This is a genomic window from Caballeronia udeis, from assembly GCF_001544555.2.
In the GTDB taxonomy this organism is placed as follows: Bacteria; Pseudomonadota; Gammaproteobacteria; order Burkholderiales; family Burkholderiaceae; genus Caballeronia; species Caballeronia udeis.
Genome location: NZ_FCOK02000076.1, coordinates 22,890 through 39,431 on the forward strand (window position 1 = coordinate 22,890; position 16,542 = coordinate 39,431).

Annotated in this window: 14 protein-coding genes; 7 read left to right on the forward strand and 7 right to left on the reverse strand. The window is 60.6% G+C overall.

Going from position 1 to position 16,542, the window contains the following annotated elements; genetic code table 11:
* Positions 1 to 146 precede the first annotated feature (146 nt).
* The 3 genes from AWB69_RS36015 to AWB69_RS36025 are packed head-to-tail and all read left to right on the forward strand — an operon-like array spanning position 147 to position 3,084.
* Positions 147 to 1,355, forward strand: a complete 1,209-nt coding sequence (locus tag AWB69_RS36015) for an ABC transporter ATP-binding protein (protein WP_082913744.1) — start codon at positions 147 to 149, stop codon at positions 1,353 to 1,355.
* Entirely contained in the window at positions 1,352 to 2,266 is a 915-nt protein-coding gene (locus AWB69_RS36020; protein ID WP_062091564.1) for an ABC transporter permease subunit, read from the forward strand. The genes AWB69_RS36015 and AWB69_RS36020 overlap by 4 nt, the downstream gene beginning before the upstream one ends.
* Positions 2,263 to 3,084 (forward strand): ABC transporter permease subunit, encoded by an 822-nt coding sequence (locus AWB69_RS36025; protein ID WP_404605217.1) that lies wholly within the window; start codon positions 2,263 to 2,265, stop codon positions 3,082 to 3,084. Before AWB69_RS36020 ends, AWB69_RS36025 begins: the two co-directional genes overlap by 4 nt.
* Before the next feature lie 24 nt (positions 3,085 to 3,108).
* Here AWB69_RS36025 and AWB69_RS36030 read toward each other — a convergent pair whose 3' ends face one another.
* The 3 genes from AWB69_RS36030 to mfd form a co-directional block, all read right to left on the reverse strand.
* Positions 3,109 to 4,122: a threonine/serine dehydratase gene (locus AWB69_RS36030; RefSeq protein ID WP_062091565.1), complete on the reverse strand. Its 1,014-nt coding sequence runs from the start codon at positions 4,120 to 4,122 to the stop codon at positions 3,109 to 3,111.
* 39 nt (positions 4,123 to 4,161) lie between these two features.
* Positions 4,162 to 5,388 carry an acetylornithine deacetylase gene (argE, locus tag AWB69_RS36035; protein ID WP_062091566.1) on the reverse strand — a complete coding sequence of 409 codons (1,227 nt, stop codon included), beginning with the start codon at positions 5,386 to 5,388 and terminating at the stop codon, positions 4,162 to 4,164.
* Positions 5,389 to 5,491: 103 nt separating this feature from the next.
* Positions 5,492 to 8,983 (reverse strand): transcription-repair coupling factor, encoded by a 3,492-nt coding sequence (mfd, locus tag AWB69_RS36040; RefSeq protein ID WP_062091567.1) that lies wholly within the window; start codon positions 8,981 to 8,983, stop codon positions 5,492 to 5,494.
* 109 nt (positions 8,984 to 9,092) lie between these two features.
* On the opposite strand from mfd, the gene ispD reads away from it, so the two are divergent.
* Together ispD and ispF are read left to right on the forward strand one after the other, a co-directional pair.
* The gene (gene ispD / locus AWB69_RS36045; protein ID WP_062091568.1) at positions 9,093 to 9,806 is read left to right on the forward strand and encodes a 2-C-methyl-D-erythritol 4-phosphate cytidylyltransferase; all 714 of its coding nucleotides are present in this window, start codon (positions 9,093 to 9,095) and stop codon (positions 9,804 to 9,806) included.
* Positions 9,807 to 9,856: 50 nt separating this feature from the next.
* Positions 9,857 to 10,348, forward strand: a complete 492-nt coding sequence (gene ispF / locus AWB69_RS36050; RefSeq protein ID WP_062091569.1) for a 2-C-methyl-D-erythritol 2,4-cyclodiphosphate synthase — start codon at positions 9,857 to 9,859, stop codon at positions 10,346 to 10,348.
* Positions 10,349 to 10,423: 75 nt separating this feature from the next.
* Here the strand turns inward: ispF and AWB69_RS36055 are convergent, their stop codons facing one another.
* The 4 genes from AWB69_RS36055 to ompR form a co-directional block, all read right to left on the reverse strand.
* Positions 10,424 to 10,948, reverse strand: coding sequence for a carboxymuconolactone decarboxylase family protein (locus AWB69_RS36055; RefSeq protein ID WP_062091570.1), 525 nt, complete (start codon positions 10,946 to 10,948; stop codon positions 10,424 to 10,426).
* A 104-nt stretch (positions 10,949 to 11,052) separates the two neighbouring features.
* The gene (locus AWB69_RS36060; protein WP_062091571.1) at positions 11,053 to 11,601 is read right to left on the reverse strand and encodes a peroxiredoxin; all 549 of its coding nucleotides are present in this window, start codon (positions 11,599 to 11,601) and stop codon (positions 11,053 to 11,055) included.
* A gap of 214 nt (positions 11,602 to 11,815) precedes the next feature.
* Positions 11,816 to 13,174: an ATP-binding protein gene (locus AWB69_RS36065; protein WP_062091572.1), complete on the reverse strand. Its 1,359-nt coding sequence runs from the start codon at positions 13,172 to 13,174 to the stop codon at positions 11,816 to 11,818.
* Positions 13,175 to 13,241: 67 nt separating this feature from the next.
* Complete coding sequence (gene ompR / locus AWB69_RS36070) at positions 13,242 to 13,967, reverse strand: osmolarity response regulator transcription factor OmpR (protein WP_031359745.1); 726 nt, start codon at positions 13,965 to 13,967, stop codon at positions 13,242 to 13,244.
* A gap of 204 nt (positions 13,968 to 14,171) precedes the next feature.
* On the opposite strand from ompR, the gene AWB69_RS36075 reads away from it, so the two are divergent.
* Together AWB69_RS36075 and AWB69_RS36080 are read left to right on the forward strand one after the other, a co-directional pair.
* Entirely contained in the window at positions 14,172 to 14,705 is a 534-nt protein-coding gene (locus tag AWB69_RS36075) for a hypothetical protein (protein ID WP_231937343.1), read from the forward strand.
* 326 nt (positions 14,706 to 15,031) lie between these two features.
* Positions 15,032 to 16,537 (forward strand): DUF1800 domain-containing protein, encoded by a 1,506-nt coding sequence (locus AWB69_RS36080; RefSeq protein ID WP_156529082.1) that lies wholly within the window; start codon positions 15,032 to 15,034, stop codon positions 16,535 to 16,537.
* The last annotated feature ends 5 nt before the right edge of the window (positions 16,538 to 16,542 follow it).

The window sequence follows — 16,542 nt, forward strand, 5'->3', positions numbered from 1 at the left end:
CGATAAACGCGAAGCCCCTGGTCGCCCCGGGGGCTTTGTTCGTGGCCGGCGATTTTGTCGGCGGCCGCGTCGAAAGAATAAAGTTAAAAAGTGCTGCTGGAAAAAGCAGCACGAACGCGCATAGCGCAGGAGCCGGGCAGCAGATCATGAGTGACCAGCAGTCGAGTGCAGTGCCCGCCGGACCGGGCAATCAAGGCGGGCAGTCTGGCCAGTCAACCTCCATCGGCCGCAGGCCGGAGCCGGGCTTGCGGGACCCGGAATGGGCGGCGGACAACTTCGTGCGGATTGTGGATATCGTCAAGAAATTCGACGAAACCATTGCGGTGAAAGGGGTGAACCTGTCGGTGAAGAAGGGCGAGCTGTTTGCGCTGCTCGGCAGCTCCGGCTGCGGCAAGTCCACCCTGCTGCGCATGCTCGCGGGGCTGGAGTCGGTCACCGCAGGCCAGATCGTGATCGACGGCGAGGATCTCGCGAGCATGCCGCCGTATCGCAGACCGGTGAACATGATGTTCCAGTCATATGCGCTGTTTCCGCACATGACGGTCGAGTCGAATGTGGCGTTCGGACTCAAGCAGGAGGGCGTGCGCGGCGCCGAGCTCAAGGAACGCGTGCACACGACACTCGATCTCGTGCAGATGGCGAAATACGCGCAGCGCAAGCCGCATCAGTTGTCGGGCGGCCAGCAGCAGCGCGTGGCGCTGGCCCGCAGCCTGGTCAAGCGTCCGAAGCTGCTGTTGCTTGACGAGCCCATGTCTGCGCTCGACAAACAGATTCGCCAGCGCACGCAGATCGAGCTGGTGAATATTCTCGACAAGGTCGGCGTGACCTGCATCATGGTCACGCACGATCAGGAGGAAGCGATGACCATGGCCGGCCGGATCGCGGTCATGAGCGAGGGCGAGATCGTACAGATCGGCACGCCGCACGAGGTCTACGAATATCCGAACAGCCGGTTCACCGCCGAATTCATCGGCTCGACGAACCTGTTCGACGGCATCGTGGTGGAAGACGAACCGGATCATGTGTTCGTTGAATGCCCGGAGCTGCCGTCGCGGCTGTATGTGAACCACGGCATCACGGGCCCGCTCGGCATGCCGGTCACCATCTCGGTCCGGCCAGAGCGCATTGCGCTGACACGCAAGCCGCCCGACGGTTCATACAACTGGGGCCACGGCACCGTGGCGAACATTGCGTACATGGGCGGCTACACGCTGTACCACGTGAAGCTGGACAGCGGCAAAGTGGTCGTGGCGAATTTGTCGAGCCTCGCGCTCGGCCAGATGGATTCGCCCACCTGGGGCGATGAAGTTTTCGTGCGCTGGACAGCGTCGGCAGGCGTGGTGCTCACAGTATGAAAACGCTGCATTTAATCAAGCAACGCTTCGGCCTGACCGGCAGGACGGCGGTCATCTTCGGGCCATATCTATGGCTCGTGCTGCTGTTCCTCGTGCCGTTCCTGCTGGTCGTCAAAATCAGTTTCTCCGATTCGCGTCTCGGCATTCCGCCTTATACGGAATTGACGGCGATGAAAGACGGCGTGCTGAGTATCGCGCTCGATTTTTCGCACTACGCGTTTCTCGTGACGGACAGCCTGTACTTCGCGACCTACATGAACTCGCTGCTGGTCGCCGGGGTATCGACGCTGCTGTGCCTGCTGATCGGTTATCCGATGGCGTATTACATCGCGCGTTCGAATCCTGCGACCCGCAATCTGCTGATGATGGCCGTGATGCTGCCGTTCTGGACGTCGTTCCTGATTCGCGTGTATGCGTGGATCGGGATCCTGAAGAACAACGGCTTGCTGAACAACTTCCTGATGTGGACGGGGATTATTCATTCGCCTATCGAGCTGTATCACACGAATATCGCGGTTTATATCGGCATGGTGTATTCGTATCTGCCGTTTCTCGTGATGCCGCTTTACGCCCATCTCGTGAAGATGGATCTCACCTTGCTTGAAGCCGCTTACGATCTCGGCGCGAAACCGTGGAAAGCGTTTTTGCAGATCACGCTGCCGTTGTCGAAGAACGGAATTATTGCGGGCTGCCTGCTGGTGTTTATTCCGGCGGTGGGCGAATACGTGATCCCGGAATTACTGGGCGGCGCGGATACGCTGATGATCGGCCGCGTGATGTGGAATGAGTTCTTCGATAACGCCGACTGGCCGATGGCTTCCGCCGTTACCTGCGCCATGGTGTTGCTGTTGCTCGTTCCCATGGCGCTGTTCCAGCATTATCAGGCGAAGCAACTGGAGGACAAGCGATGATTGAACCCAGTCGCTCGCTCCGGTTCACGTTCCTCGGTTTCGGATTCCTGTTTCTCTATATTCCGATCGTGAGCCTGGTGGTGTATTCGTTCAACGAGTCGCAGCTCGTGACCGTGTGGACGCAATTCTCGCTGAAGTGGTATGCGGCGTTATTGCACGACGATGAACTGATCAACGCCGCGTGGTTATCGATTCGAATCGCGGTATTCACGGCGTGCGCGTCGGTGGTGATCGGGACATGGGCGGGATATGTGCTCGCGCGCATGGGGCGGTTTCGCGGTTTTACGCTCTATGCCGGCATGATCAACGCGCCGCTCGTGATTCCCGAAGTGATCCAGGGGATTTCGCTGCTGTTGCTGTTTGTGGAAATGGCGAAAGTATTCGGCTGGCCCGCGGGGCGAGGGCTATTCACGATCTGGATCGGTCACGTGATGCTGTGTATTTCCTATGTCGCGATCATCGTGGAATCGCGGGTCAGGGAATTGAATCCATCGATTGAAGAAGCCGCGCTCGATCTGGGCGCGACGCCATTGCGGGTGTTTTTCTCGATCACGCTGCCGCTGATATCGCAGGCGCTGGTGGCGGGGTGGCTGCTGTCGTTCACGCTGTCGATCGATGACCTCGTGTTATCCGCGTTCTTGTCGGGACCGGGATCGACGACCTTGCCGCTCGTCGTATTTTCTCGCGTGCGGCTCGGCTTGAATCCGGAGATGAACGCGCTCGCCACGCTGTTCATTGCGTTTGTGACAGTTGGCGTGATCGCCGCGAACTACTTCATGCAAAGGAGCGAGCGCAAACGGCTGACGAATGTTTTGTAGATGCGGTGGGCGGGCGAGCCGGGCTCAGTCGTCTTGAGCCGCCATCGCGAGATGTTTGCCGAGTGTGGCCGCGTCCGTGTTCGTGCCGCACAGCAGTACGCCGACGCGCTTGCCCTGCAAGGTTTCGTGCAACGGCCCAAGTAACGCGGCGGTTGCGGCGGCGCATGCCGGTTCAACCGCCAGCTTCAGTTCGTTGAACAAATGCAGCATGGCGTGGCGCAGCTCGGTGTCCGATACAGTTACCAGGCCGTCGATATGCCGACGGCACAATTCGTAGCTGTAGTCCTCGGTGTGCGGCGCCATCAACGAATCCGCAATGCTGTGCATCGCGCCCATCTTCACGGTGTGATTCGCGGCGAAACTCTGCCCCATGGCGTCGGCGCCCTTGGGTTCCACGCCGTACACATGTATCGATGGATTCGCGAGCCGGAACGCCAGAGATACCCCCGCGGCCAATCCGCCGCCGCCAATCGGCAGGATCACCGCATCCAGGTCGGGCGCTTGCGAGGTCCATTCGTATCCGAGCGTCGCCGTGCCCATGATCGTCCGGTAGCTGTTGAACGGATGCACGAAATAGCGGCCTTCCTCGGCTTCTATACGGCGAACGATTTCGAACGCTTCGGCGCCGTTTTCCGCCATCACGATCTCCGCACCGAAACGGCGGCACAAGGCCAACCGCGCCGAACTGGCGGTCTTGAGCATCACGACCTTTGCGCTGATCCCGAGCCGCATCGCGGTATACGCGACGGCCACGGCGTGGTTGCCCGCCGATACGCAGGTCACGCCCGCGTCGCGTTCGCCTTCGGTGAGCGCAAGCAGATGCGAAAACGCGCCGCGTGCCTTGAACGTGCCGCCGACCTGCAGCAATTCGAACTTGAAGTTGATCGGCGTGCCTTCCAGGGTGGGGAAGTCGTGACGCTCGAAGGTCGGCGTGCGCGCGACCCACGGCGAGAGCGTCATGTGCTGGGCGGCGATATCGTCGAGTGTGGGAATCGGCGTGCCGTCGATGGTGTTGTCGGAGTGATGGGCGGTGGACATGAATTCCCTTGTGACCTCAACGAGCAATTTCAACGGACATCAACGCACTTGCGCCTCGACCGACATGCTGTGAATAAACTTGCCCAAAAACGCCTCGCACGCCGCGAGTTGTTCCAGCGGCACGTATTCGTTCGCCTTGTGCGCCTGCTCGATATTCCCCGGTCCGCACACAATACTCGGCACGCCCGCGAGCTGGAATAATCCCGCTTCCGTCCCGTAGGCCACCTTGCGCTTTTCCTGATTCGCGGTCAGCGCGCGCACCAGTTGCGTGATCGCCGCTTGCTCGGACGCATCGAGCCCCGGCGCTGCAGCAATCTTCGAGAACTCGATCGCCGCGTTCGCATGTTCCTTCTGCATCTTCGGCAATAACTCTTCCCGCGCGTATTTCTCGATGCGCTGGTAAATCGGCTCTGGATCGAGCGTCGGCAAATTGCGGAATTCGAACGCAAAATTGCATTCGGCCGGCACCGTATTGATCGCGTTGCCGCCATTGATCGTGCTGGTTTGCGCGGTCGTGAAGGGCACGTCGTACTGTTCGTCGAACGGGCCTTGCGCGCGGAATTCATCGGCGACGTCGCGGATGAAGCAGATCAGGCGCGCGGCATATTCAATCGCGTTCAAGCCCTTCGGCGTCAGCGATGAATGCGCGGCAAACCCGCGCACGCAGCAGTGGTAAGCATTGATACCCTTATGCGCGATGACCGGCCGCATGCTGGTCGGCTCGCCCACAATGCAGCCATCAAGACGCAATCCGCGCTTTTGCAGGTCGGTGATCATCAGCGGCGCGCCGGCGCAGCCGACTTCTTCGTCGAAGGAGAGGGCGAAGTGGATCGGTCGCGCGAGTTTCGTGGCCTGCATCTTCGGCAACAAGCTCAGCGATGCACCGATAAACCCCTTCATGTCGCACGTGCCGCGACCGTACAACAGGCCATCGCGGATCTCCGGCTTGAACGGATCGCTGTCCCATTTCTGGCCGTCGACCGGCACCACGTCCGTATGTCCCGAGAGCACGATTCCGCCGTCCGTCGCGCCATTGTGCGCGGGCACGGTCGCGAACAGGTTGGCCCATTTGCCTGAAGGATCCGTGGTGAGCGTGCTGTCGATACCGGCTGCGCGCAATTCGTCGCGCACGGTCTCGATCAGGCCCATGTTCGGGTTGCGGCTGACGGTGTCGAAGGAGACGAGCTTCTTGATCCACGGCAGCGACGCTGGCTCGGAAGAGGGTGTTTGCGCGACGGAAGCCGTCGATTCAGCGATCTGCGACATGAATCTCTCCTTGGAATTTTTCACTTTCGATAATACCGAAAAAACCGGCCGTGCACCGCCGGACAAGGCAATGCGCGGGTTGTGCATCTGGTCGTCCCTCTATTTAACGCGAAGGCACGGGCGCGACAGCGGGTTTCTGCTGCCGTACCGGTGCGCCAAGCGCACGCAGCGTGTCCTTGACCGTCGAAATCCGCACGGCGAGATCCGGACTGCGCACTTCTATGCGCAGCTTGTCCTGCCCCGCGAGCTTGATGTGCTTGTTCTTCTGCACCATCTCGATGATCTTCATGGCATCGACAGGCGGGTTCGGGATGAACTGCAAGGCGATCGCATGCTCGGCCGCGTCGATCTTCATGATGCCCAGCGGTTTGGCCGCAAGGCGCAGCTTATGCGTTTCGACCAGCGCGCTCGCCTGGGGCGGCAGCTTGCCGAAACGGTCGATCAGCTCTTCCAGGATGCTGTCGATGGCATCACTCGTCTCGCAGTTCGCCATGCGCTTATACAGCGACAAACGTTCCTGCACGTCGCCGCAATAATCGGCGGGAAGGATGGCCGGTGCGTGCAGATTGATCTCGGTGGTGGCGGCAAGCGGTGCGTTCAGATCGGGCTCGCGGCCTTCCTTCAGCGCCCTCACGGCGTCGTTGAGCATGTCGGTGTACAGCTGGAAGCCGATCTCGTGGATTTCGCCCGATTGTTTGTCGCCAAGTACTTCGCCTGTGCCGCGAATCTCCAGATCGTGCATCGCGAGATAGAAGCCCGAGCCGAGCTCTTCCATTTGCTGGATCGCTTCCAGCCGCCGCTGCGCCTGCTTCGTAAGCGCGGCCGGATCGTGAACCAGCAAATACGCGTAGGCCTGATGGTGCGAACGCCCGACGCGTCCACGCAACTGATGCAATTGCGCGAGGCCGAATTTATCGGAGCGATGAATCAGGATCGTGTTTGCGCTCGGCACGTCGATCCCCGTTTCGATAATCGTCGTGCACAGCAGCACATTCGCGCGCTGGCCGACGAAATCGCGCATCACCCGTTCGAGTTCGCGCTCATGCATTTGCCCGTGCGCGACCGCAATGCGCGCTTCGGGCACCAGTGCTTCGAGCATGGCGCGCCGGTTGTCGATCGTCTCGACTTCGTTGTGCAGGAAATAAACCTGTCCGCCGCGCTTCAGTTCCCGCAGCATCGCCTCGCGGATCACGCCGTCTTCTTCGCGTCGAACGAAGGTCTTGATCGCGAGGCGCTTTTGCGGCGCGGTGGCGATGATCGAGAAGTCACGCAACCCTTCCAGCGCCATGCCGAGCGTGCGCGGGATTGGCGTGGCGGTGAGCGTGAGCACATCGACTTCCGCGCGCAGCGCCTTCAACGCTTCCTTCTGACGCACGCCGAAACGATGCTCCTCGTCGATGATCACCAGCCCGAGCCGCTTGAACACGACGTCGGTGGAGAGCAGCTTGTGCGTACCGATGACGATATCGATCGTGCCTTCATTGATCGCCGCAATCGATGCCGCCACTTCCTTCGTGCTCTTGAAGCGCGACAATTCGGCGATCTTCACGGGCCAGTCGGCGAAACGGTCGGTGAAGGTGTTCGTGTGTTGTTCAGCGAGCAGGGTGGTCGGGGAAAGAATCGCAACCTGTTTGCCACCCAGCACCGCGATAAACGCCGCCCGCAACGCCACTTCCGTCTTGCCGAAACCCACATCGCCGCAAACCAGCCGGTCCATCGGCTTGCCGCTGGTCATGTCGCCGATGACAGCGGTAATTGCCGCGGCCTGGTCGGGCGTTTCCTCGAAGCCGAAGCTTTCCGCAAACTTCGCATAGTCGCGCGGTTCAAGCGGGAACGCATGGCCCTGGCGCAGCGCGCGACGTGCGTACAGATTGAGCAGCTCGGCTGCGGTATCGCGGATTTGCTGTGCAGCCTTGCGCTTCGCTTTGTCCCACTGGCCGGAACCGAGCGCGTGCAACGGCGCGCTTTCCGGGTCCGCGCCGCTGTAGCGCGAGATCACGTGCAACTGGGCGACCGGAACGTACAGCTTGCTTTCGTTCTGGTATTCGAGATGCAGGAACTCGGTTTCGCCTTCGCCCAGATCCATCGATACCAGGCCCATATAGCGCCCGATCCCATGCTGCGTATGCACGACCGGATCGCCGATCTTAAGCTCTGAGAGGTCGCGCACCATCGAATCGACGTTGCTCGCCTGCTCTTGGCGACGCCGTCCGGCGCGACGCGTGAGCTGTCCGTACAGCTCAGTCTCCGTGATGATCGAGATGCCTTCGCCGGGCAGCGCAAAGCCGTTCGCGAGCGGTGCTACGCCGAGCGAGAATTTCGCGTCGCCGGTGAGCCATTGCTGGAAGGTATCGTCCAGCGACGCGCGCAGGCCGTTATCGGAGAGCAGTTGCTGGATCGTCTCGCGGCGGCCGGCGGATTCGGTTGCGAACAACACGCGATTCGGCGTCTGCTCCAGATAGTGGCGCAACGCGAGCAACGGCTCTTCGGCATGGCGGTCGATGGCAAGACCCGGCAACGGCACTGCCCAGCCGCCCTCGGGCGCGGCCGGGAACTTGATTTGCGCGAACGGCTTGGCGAACGAGAAAAAGTCGTCGTCGCTGAGAAACAGGCGCTGCGGTTCGAGCAGCGGCCGCTCGCGGTCATGCGACAAGAAGTTGTAGCGCTGCCGCGTGTCGTTAGTGAAGCGCTTGATGGCTGCGTCCATGTCGCCGACGAACGCCAGTTGCGCGTCTTGCGGCAGGTAATGGAACAGCGTGGCGGTTTCGTCGAAGAACAGCGGCAGGTAATACTCAATGCCCGCTGCCGGCACGCCATTGCCGATGTCCTTGTAAATCGATGAACGGCTTGGATCGCCCTCGAACACTTCGCGCCAGCGGCTGCGGAAAGCGGTGCGCGCGGGTTCATCGAAGGGAAATTCGCGGCCCGGCAGCAGGCGCACGTCGCGGACCGGGTAGAGGCTGCGCTGCGTGTCGGGATCGAAGGCGCGGATGGAATCGACCTGGTCGTCGAACAAATCGATCCGGTACGGCAGCGGCGAGCCCATCGGGTACAGGTCGAGGAGCGAACCACGCACGCAATATTCGCCGGGGCGCACTACCTGACTCACATGCTCGTAGCCCGCGAGCGTCAACTGGCCCTTCAGTTTTGCCTCGTTTAGCCGCTCGCCCTGCGTGAACGAAAACGTATACGCGGCGAGAAACGATGCCGGCGGCATTCGATACAGCGCGGTGGTCGCGGGCACGAGCAGGATGTCGCAGCGGCCTTCGCCCAGGTCGTGCAGCGTTGCCAGCCGTGCCGAAACCAGGTCCTGGTGCGGAGAAAACGTGTCGTAGGGCAGCGTTTCCCAGTCGGGCAGGAGCCTCACGCGGGCGTCCGGCGCGAAAAACGGAATTTCGACGGCGAGGCGTTGCGAATCGACCGCGCTCGCGCACATCACGACCAATAACGGGACTTTTTCGCGAAAAGCCAGGTGGTAGCGTGCCAGGGCGAGGGCGTCGGAGGAACCGGTGGCGCCATCGAAGGCAAAGCGCTGACCGGCTTTGACAAGTGCGATAGGGGACGTTGACTGCAAACTGACGGCTTTTGAAGGCATAAAGTGTGCGGGGAACCGTTCGCGTGCGAAAGTGCACGCGGGACCGGCATGGTCGCGATGGACCTATTATAAAATCCGGGCTTCACTTTGACTTGGGCGTTTTCAACTCGTGACCTCCCGCCTGTTCGCCCTTATCCCGTGCGCCGGTTCCGGCAGCCGTTCCGGTGCACCCATGCCGAAGCAATACCAGACTGTCGGCCGCCATCCGATGCTGCGTTATTCGCTCGCCGCTTTTGACGCCTGTTCCGAATTTGCCCAGACGCTGGTCGTGCTGGCGCCGGGTGATCATCATTTCGATGACCGCCGTTTCGCGGGCTTGCGCTTCGCCGTGCAACGCTGCGGCGGCACGACGCGGCAAGCGTCGGTGTTTAATGGCCTTGCCGCGCTGACCGGTTTTGGTGCGCGCGACGACGACTGGGTGCTCGTGCATGACGCGGCGCGCCCCGGGCTCACGCCGGAGATGATCCGCAGGCTGGTGGCTGAGTTGAAGAACGATCCTGTGGGGGGCATCCTGGCGCTACCGGTGGCTGACACGCTCAAGCGCATCGAGGCTGAAGGCACGGCGCATGTGGAAGGGCGCATTGCCCGCACGGAGTCGCGTAACGGCTTGTGGCAGGCGCAGACGCCGCAGATGTTCCGGTTGGGCATGTTGCGTGACGCGATCACGCGGGCGCAACAGGACGGTCACGATCTCACCGATGAAGCCAGCGCCATGGAGTGGCTAGGCCATGCACCGCGGCTGATTCAGGGTAGTCTGCGCAATTTCAAGGTCACGTATCCGGAAGATTTCGCACTTGCGTCGGCTATGCTCGGCGGTGTTTGATTCAGCGGTTTGATGCAGTTGCCCACTCGCTCACTAATCTAGGACTATCGATGGATTTCAGAATCGGACAAGGCTACGACGTTCACCAACTGGTCGAAGGCCGGCCGCTGATTATTGGCGGGGTGAGCATTCCCTACGAGCGCGGGCTGCTCGGGCATTCGGATGCCGACGTGTTGCTGCACGCGATTACGGATGCGCTGTTCGGCGCCGCGGCCATGGGCGATATCGGCCGGCATTTCCCGGATACCGATGCGGACTTTGCCGGGGCGGATAGCCGGGTACTGTTGCGCGAGGCTTTTTCAAGAGTCTCGGAAGCCGGCTTCGCGATCATGAATGTCGATTCGACGGTGATTGCGCAGGCGCCGAAGCTTGCGCCGTTCATTGAAGCGATCCGGGCGAATATTGCCGAGGATCTCGAATTACCGCTGACTCGCGTGAATGTGAAAGCCAAGACGAATGAGAAACTGGGGTATCTGGGGCGTAAAGAGGGTATCGAGGCGCAGGCTGCCGTGCTGCTGATGCGCACGGGTATCGACGCCTGAACGCACGCATAAAGACGCACATGAAAACGCCACGTTTTAAACGTGGCGTTTTTGCAAGCTTGAACCTGAACCGGCTTAATTCCCTTCGGCGGTAATCGCCAGTTGAGCGGCGTTGATCACTGCGGCAATTCGTCCCACATCCCGCAATTGCGTCGTGCTCATTCCCTCGCCAACGAGGTTCTCATAGTGCGACTTCACGCAAAAGTGGCATTTCCCCACAATCGATGCGGCCAGCGCATACATCTCGAAGCGCCGCTTGTCGACCCCGCCGTGGGTCGCATACGCATTCATCCGCAACGCAGCGGGCTGCGTCTTCAGGTCGGCGTTATCGGCCATTTCCAGGTACGGATACCAGACGTTGTTCATGCCCATCAACGCGGCAGCGGTCAACGCGCCATTCGTTTCCTCGGCTGACAAAACGCCCGCCGCGCGGATCAGCGCGACAATCTTCGTAGCCTTTGCGGCATAAGCAGCGGCCAATGCCACGCCTACCGCGTCATTGCCTTCCAGCGATGAACGCGCAATCGTGCCGTCCACGTTCAGGCGAATGTCTTTTGCGTAATCGGGAATGAGTTCTTTAATCGATGCGAGGAATTCCATAAATTTCTCCTATCTGATCAGCGATAAAAAAGCCCGCCGGCTCGAGTTTGACTCGGAAAGCTGACGGGCTGAGGCGCAAGCCAAGAAGGCCTCGCCGATATGACTTACAGCGTCGAACCGCCGACAGCACGATTGCACGGGCACAGTTCGTCCGTTTGCAGGCCGTCGAGAATACGCAGGATTTCTTCCGGATTACGGCCCACGTTCAGGTTGTTCACCGAGACGTGTTGAATCACGTTGTCCGGGTCGATAACAAACGTTGCGCGCAGCGCCACGCCTGCTTCCTTGTCGCGGATGCCGAGCTGGTCGATCAGCTCGCCCTTCACGTCGCCGAACGCATAGTGGTTCAGCTTGTTCAGGTCCTTGTGTTCCCGGCGCCATGCCAGCTTCACGAATTCGTTGTCCACGCTGCCGCCGAGCAACACGGCGTCGCGATCGGCGAAATCGCTGTTCAGCTTGGCGAATTCGACGATTTCCGTCGGGCAGACGAACGTGAAATCCTTCGGGTAGAAGTACAGGATCTTCCACTTGCCAGGGAACGACTGTTCGGTGATGTCTTCAAACGCCGACACGCCATTTTCTTCGTGATGGTTGAAACCCGGCTTTGCAGCAGTAACGGTAAACGCTTCAACTTTATCGCCCACGGTCTTCATATGGATACTCCTGTGTTCGTTGGAAGAGAAAATCAAGACTAGCTGATCGCTGTAACGCTCACATGACGCAACATCAAACTCACGTGAGAAGCTGATGCTTGCGTTGAACGACCCTTATCATAACTCTATTAATTATCGACTTCAATAGATTTTGACTAACGGTCCGGATAGCTTTTAACGAATGGACCGATAGCTTTTTTTTGAAACGATCGGCTTAGCGGAAGGTGCGTTTTTCCATCGCCGGGAAGTCGATGGTCACCTCAAACCCCGCATGCGGATGGCGGTTGCGCAGGCGCAGCGTGCCGCGCTGCCGGGTGACGAGCCGTTGCACGATTGCCATGCCGAGCCCGGTGCCGTTGGCCTGCGTGCGCGCCGTATCAACGCGGTAGAACGGCCGCGTAATCAACGCGACCTGATCTTCGGGAATGCCGCGCCCTTCATCCATCACCGACAACTCCACGCGCCCGTGACTGACCCGCGTTTGCAGCGTGATGCGGGCGATATCGTCCATTGCGCTGCGCCCGTATTTGCGCGCGTTCTCGAGCAGGTTGCCGATCACCCGCCGAACGTCGGTCGGATCTCCTTCAATGATCGCGCCCTGGGCCAGGTCGGTTTTCATCAGCACGCCGTCTTCCGCGTAGAAACGCGAGGCCATTTCGCCGCCGATCAGCGAGAGATCGACGGCTTCGGCCATCCGTTGCATCGGCCGGGCGTAGTCGAGGAAGCGCCCGATGATCATGTCCATCTGTTCGATGTCATCGACCATCGCAAGTTTCGTCGCTTCGTCGGAAGGGCTCATTTCGGTTTCGAGCCGCAAACGCGCGAGCGGCGTGCGCAGGTCGTGCGAGATGCCGGCCAGCATCAACGCCCGGTCGGCGTCGAGCTGTTCGAGGTCCTGCACCATCTGGTTGAAACTGCGATTGGTTTCGGCGGCCACGCCCATGCCGCGCTCGGGCAAGGGTTCGGGCGATTGTCCTGAGCCAACCCTGCGGGCCGCCAGCGCCAGCCGCGCGAACGGCCGGTTCACGAGACTGGTGATGAACGCCGCGCCGAATAGCGACAGCGCGAGCGCAAAGACGCCCCAGCCGGCCCATTGGAGGCCCGTGACGTTATCGAGTTGATCGCGGTCGAGCGCCACCCAGTAATCGTCATCGTCAATCTTGAAGCTGATCCAGACGCCCGGGATATCGTTGACGGATTGCGCGATTACCGTGTCGTTGCCAAGCCGGCCGCGCACGTCGTGCTCGATCAGCCGGTTCAGCGACTCGTCGGGCTGTAGGCGATATTTATCGGTAGTTTCGCGCGGGTATACGCGCACCCCTTCATTGCTCTCCAGATCCTGCAGCAGAGCGCGGCGAAGATCCGGATCAGAATAAAGGAGGGCGGTACGCGTGAGCTTGACGACCGCGACGAGCTGCAGCGCCACGCGCTGCGCGCGCGGTTCGCGTTCGATCACCCGGAAGCTCTGAAACCACGCGGCGATGCTGACCGCAATCAGCAACGCGATCAAGGCGAAGGTCCGCCAGAACAGGCCGCCGAACGCGAGCGTCAGTAGCCGCCTGTCAATCCGCATGGTTCGTTGATGCTCTTCTCTTGTGGCGCGCACGGGGCGCGCTTGCCAGAACTCGATCAGGACTCAATCAGGCTGCGCCGTCGGGGATGAAGACGTACCCCAGACCCCACACCGTCTGGATGAAGCGCGGGCTGCTTGGGTCCGGCTCGATCAGCTTGCGCAATCTTGAGATCTGCACATCGAGACTGCGGTCGAAGACTTCATATTCACGGCCGCGCGCCAGTTCCATCAGCTTTTCACGCGACAGCGGTGCACGCGGATGCCGCGCGAATACTTTCAGCACCGAGAATTCGCCGGTGGTCAGCGGGATTTCCTGGCCGTTCTTGGTGAGCGTGCGGGTGGCGAGATTCAGCGCGAATTCGCCGAATTCGAAGACTTCGGTGGTTTCGGACGGCGCTCCGGGCAGTTCGGACGGTGACTGGCGACGCAGCACCGCATGAATCCGCGCGACGAGTTCGCGAGGGTTGAACGGCTTTGGCAAATAGTCGTCCGCGCCCATTTCCAGGCCCACGATACGGTCGACGTCCTCGCCTTTCGCGGTGAGCATGATGATGGGCGTACGGTCGTTGCTGCCACGCAGACGGCGGCAGATCGACAGTCCGTCTTCCCCCGGCAACATCAGGTCGAGCACGAGCAGGTCGAAACGTTCTCGAACCCAGAGCTTGTTCATCGACGGCGCATTTTCAGCGACATAGACGTTGAAGCCCTGTTCGCCGAGATAACGTCGCAAAAGATCGCGCAAACGGGGGTCGTCGTCGACTACGAGTATTTTTGAGGGATTTTTGGTTTCCATGACGGCATCTTAGCGCGATTAGAAAGACGTGCGAGTTTGACTGATTTCTAAGGTAACAGATAGTTACAAAATTTACGGCGAGTGTGGCACGACATAAAGGTTCTATGCGTACACTCCTTTACCTAAGCCCGTCATTCGGTGGATACTCCATTAGTACAATGATTGCGCGTCAGTATCATGGCGGCATTAACCGTCGATTCTGGCATGACACGCAAACACGCCAAAGAGCCTGAGACTGTCCGGTTGTCGAGCAACGAAGGGAACAACATGAAGGGAGCGCGGCGGCGCATACCTGTGCGCACCAAGCGCATCATCCGACTAACGCTGATCGCTAGCGCGTTTTACGCCGTGTTTGCCGCGCGCACCGCTCTTGCGCAACCATCACAATCCTCCAATCGCAGTTCGTCGGCGTTCGATCGTCCCGATTCCTCGTTGTCTTCATCTCCGTCTTCATCCTCTGCGTCCCGGTATTCGAGTCCAGAGGGCGCCAGTTCCGATTTCAACTCGCAACGGCCAAAGAAGCACTTCGATGGCGGGTTCATGCGCGCTCAGCATCGCATGCAAAAGCCGCTCAACGGCAATCGTGAACTGCAGCAAGCCATGCCGGCCATGCCCGCGCCGCAAAGCGATCCGCAACCGCCCGAGCGGCCTCCGCGGCACGGCGTGATGACCGCAGATGAGCGGCGGCTGCTGCGCCAGCATATCGAGGAAGCGGTCAGGGACCTTTATAAGCGCTGAGGTTCGGCGTCTGCGGCTTGGCGTAAGCGCATCGCCCGTATGCGGCCAAACTTCCGGCCAAGGCCAGCGGCCTTCCGGCGCTAACCGGATGCCGAAGTGATAACGGCGGTCAACGGGCCCCGGTAGCGCGCCGTTGAATGACATAGCGCGGCCACCGGATTCGCTCCTCAATGCAACCCTCCAGGTTTCCTGACTTTCACGTTGCTCCCGGTTCGCTGGATCGGCGCGGGCGCGGTGTGAGTATTGCCACGTTGTTCGTCGCGTTATGTTTGATGCTAACCAGCGCGCTGACAGCTCAGGCAGCGCAAACCAACACCCCGCGCCGGATGCGCAACCTGCATCCAATGGAAGCGGCGGCGGTCGATGCCGATCCGCTCGATGCTACCGACGCCCGCTTCCTGCTAACCCGCACCGGCTTCGAAGCAAACGCGAGCGAGGTCGCCCCGTACATTGGCATGACACGCGAGCAGGCTGTTGATGCATTGCTTGCAGGTGCCCGAACTGAAGCCGCCACCCCGCCTCCCGCGTGGGTCACGGAGCCGATCCCATCGGTTGAAGTGCGCCGTGCGTGGACGCAGGACGAGCGCCGTGACGACCAGCGCGAACAAAGCCGTCGCTACGAAGAGTTGCGCGGCTGGTGGGTACGGGAAATGGTGACCACGCGCTCGCCGCTCACCGAGCGCATGACGCTCTTCTGGCACGATCATTTTCCGTCCGGCGAAGACAAGACTCACTATCCGCAGCTCATGTTCCGGCAGAACGCGCTGCTGCGCCGCGACGCGCTCGGCAATTTCGGCGACTTGCTCCACGCGGTCTCGAAAGATCCGGCCATGCTGCAATACCTCGATGGCGCCGGCAGCCGCAAAGGCCGGCCGAACGAGAACTTCGCACGCGAGGTCATGGAGCTGTTCACGCTGGGCGAGGGACATTACTCACAGCGTGACGTAACCGAAGCCGCGCGGGCCTACACCGGCTGGACGCTGGATCCGGAAACGCTGGCTTATCAATTCAATCCGAAGATCCACGATGACGGCGATAAGACCGTCCTCGGCAAGATGGGCAATTTTGATGGCGACCAGGTTCTCGACATCCTCCTGGCTCAACCGGAAACGGCGACCTTCATCACGACCGAACTATGGCGCGAGTTCATCTCCGATACGCCGGACCCGGCTCAGATAGCGCCGATCGCCGAGCGTTTTCGCGAGTCTCATTACGGCATCAAGACAGCGTTGCGGGGCCTGTTTTTATCGGAGGCGTTCTGGGATGAGCGCAACCGTGGCGTGCTGGTCAAGTCACCCGCGGAATTCGTGGTTGGTGCCGTGCGCGGATTCGATCTGGGTTATGGCGATCAGGACACAACAGCGCTCGCCGTCCAGGTGCGCAATTTCGGCGAAAATCTCTTTTATCCGCCGAACGTGAAGGGCTGGCCGGGCGGTGAAAACTGGATCAACAGCACCACGCTGCTCGCGCGCAAGCAGTTCATCGAACAGTTGTTCCGCGCGACCGAAGCGCATGGCATGCGTCCCGCGGCGGCCAATCCGAAGACGAGCGCTATGTCAGGCTCGATGTCAGGTCCAACGCCGAACATGATGACAGCTGCCGCCATGAAACCTGCAGCGATGCAGCGGCCGCATGCGGGCTTGCGCTTCGATCTCGATGCATGGCTCGCGCAATACAACACGACGCCGGACGCCCGTCCCAATCTGTCGATGCAATTGCAATTGCAGCGCGCGGTGCTGGCGGTCTCTCCCGCCGACGCCATCGAACCCGACGTTACCAGCAGCGCCTATCTGCGGGCCTTGCTGATGGACCCTGCGTACCAGTTGAAATAGGCGGC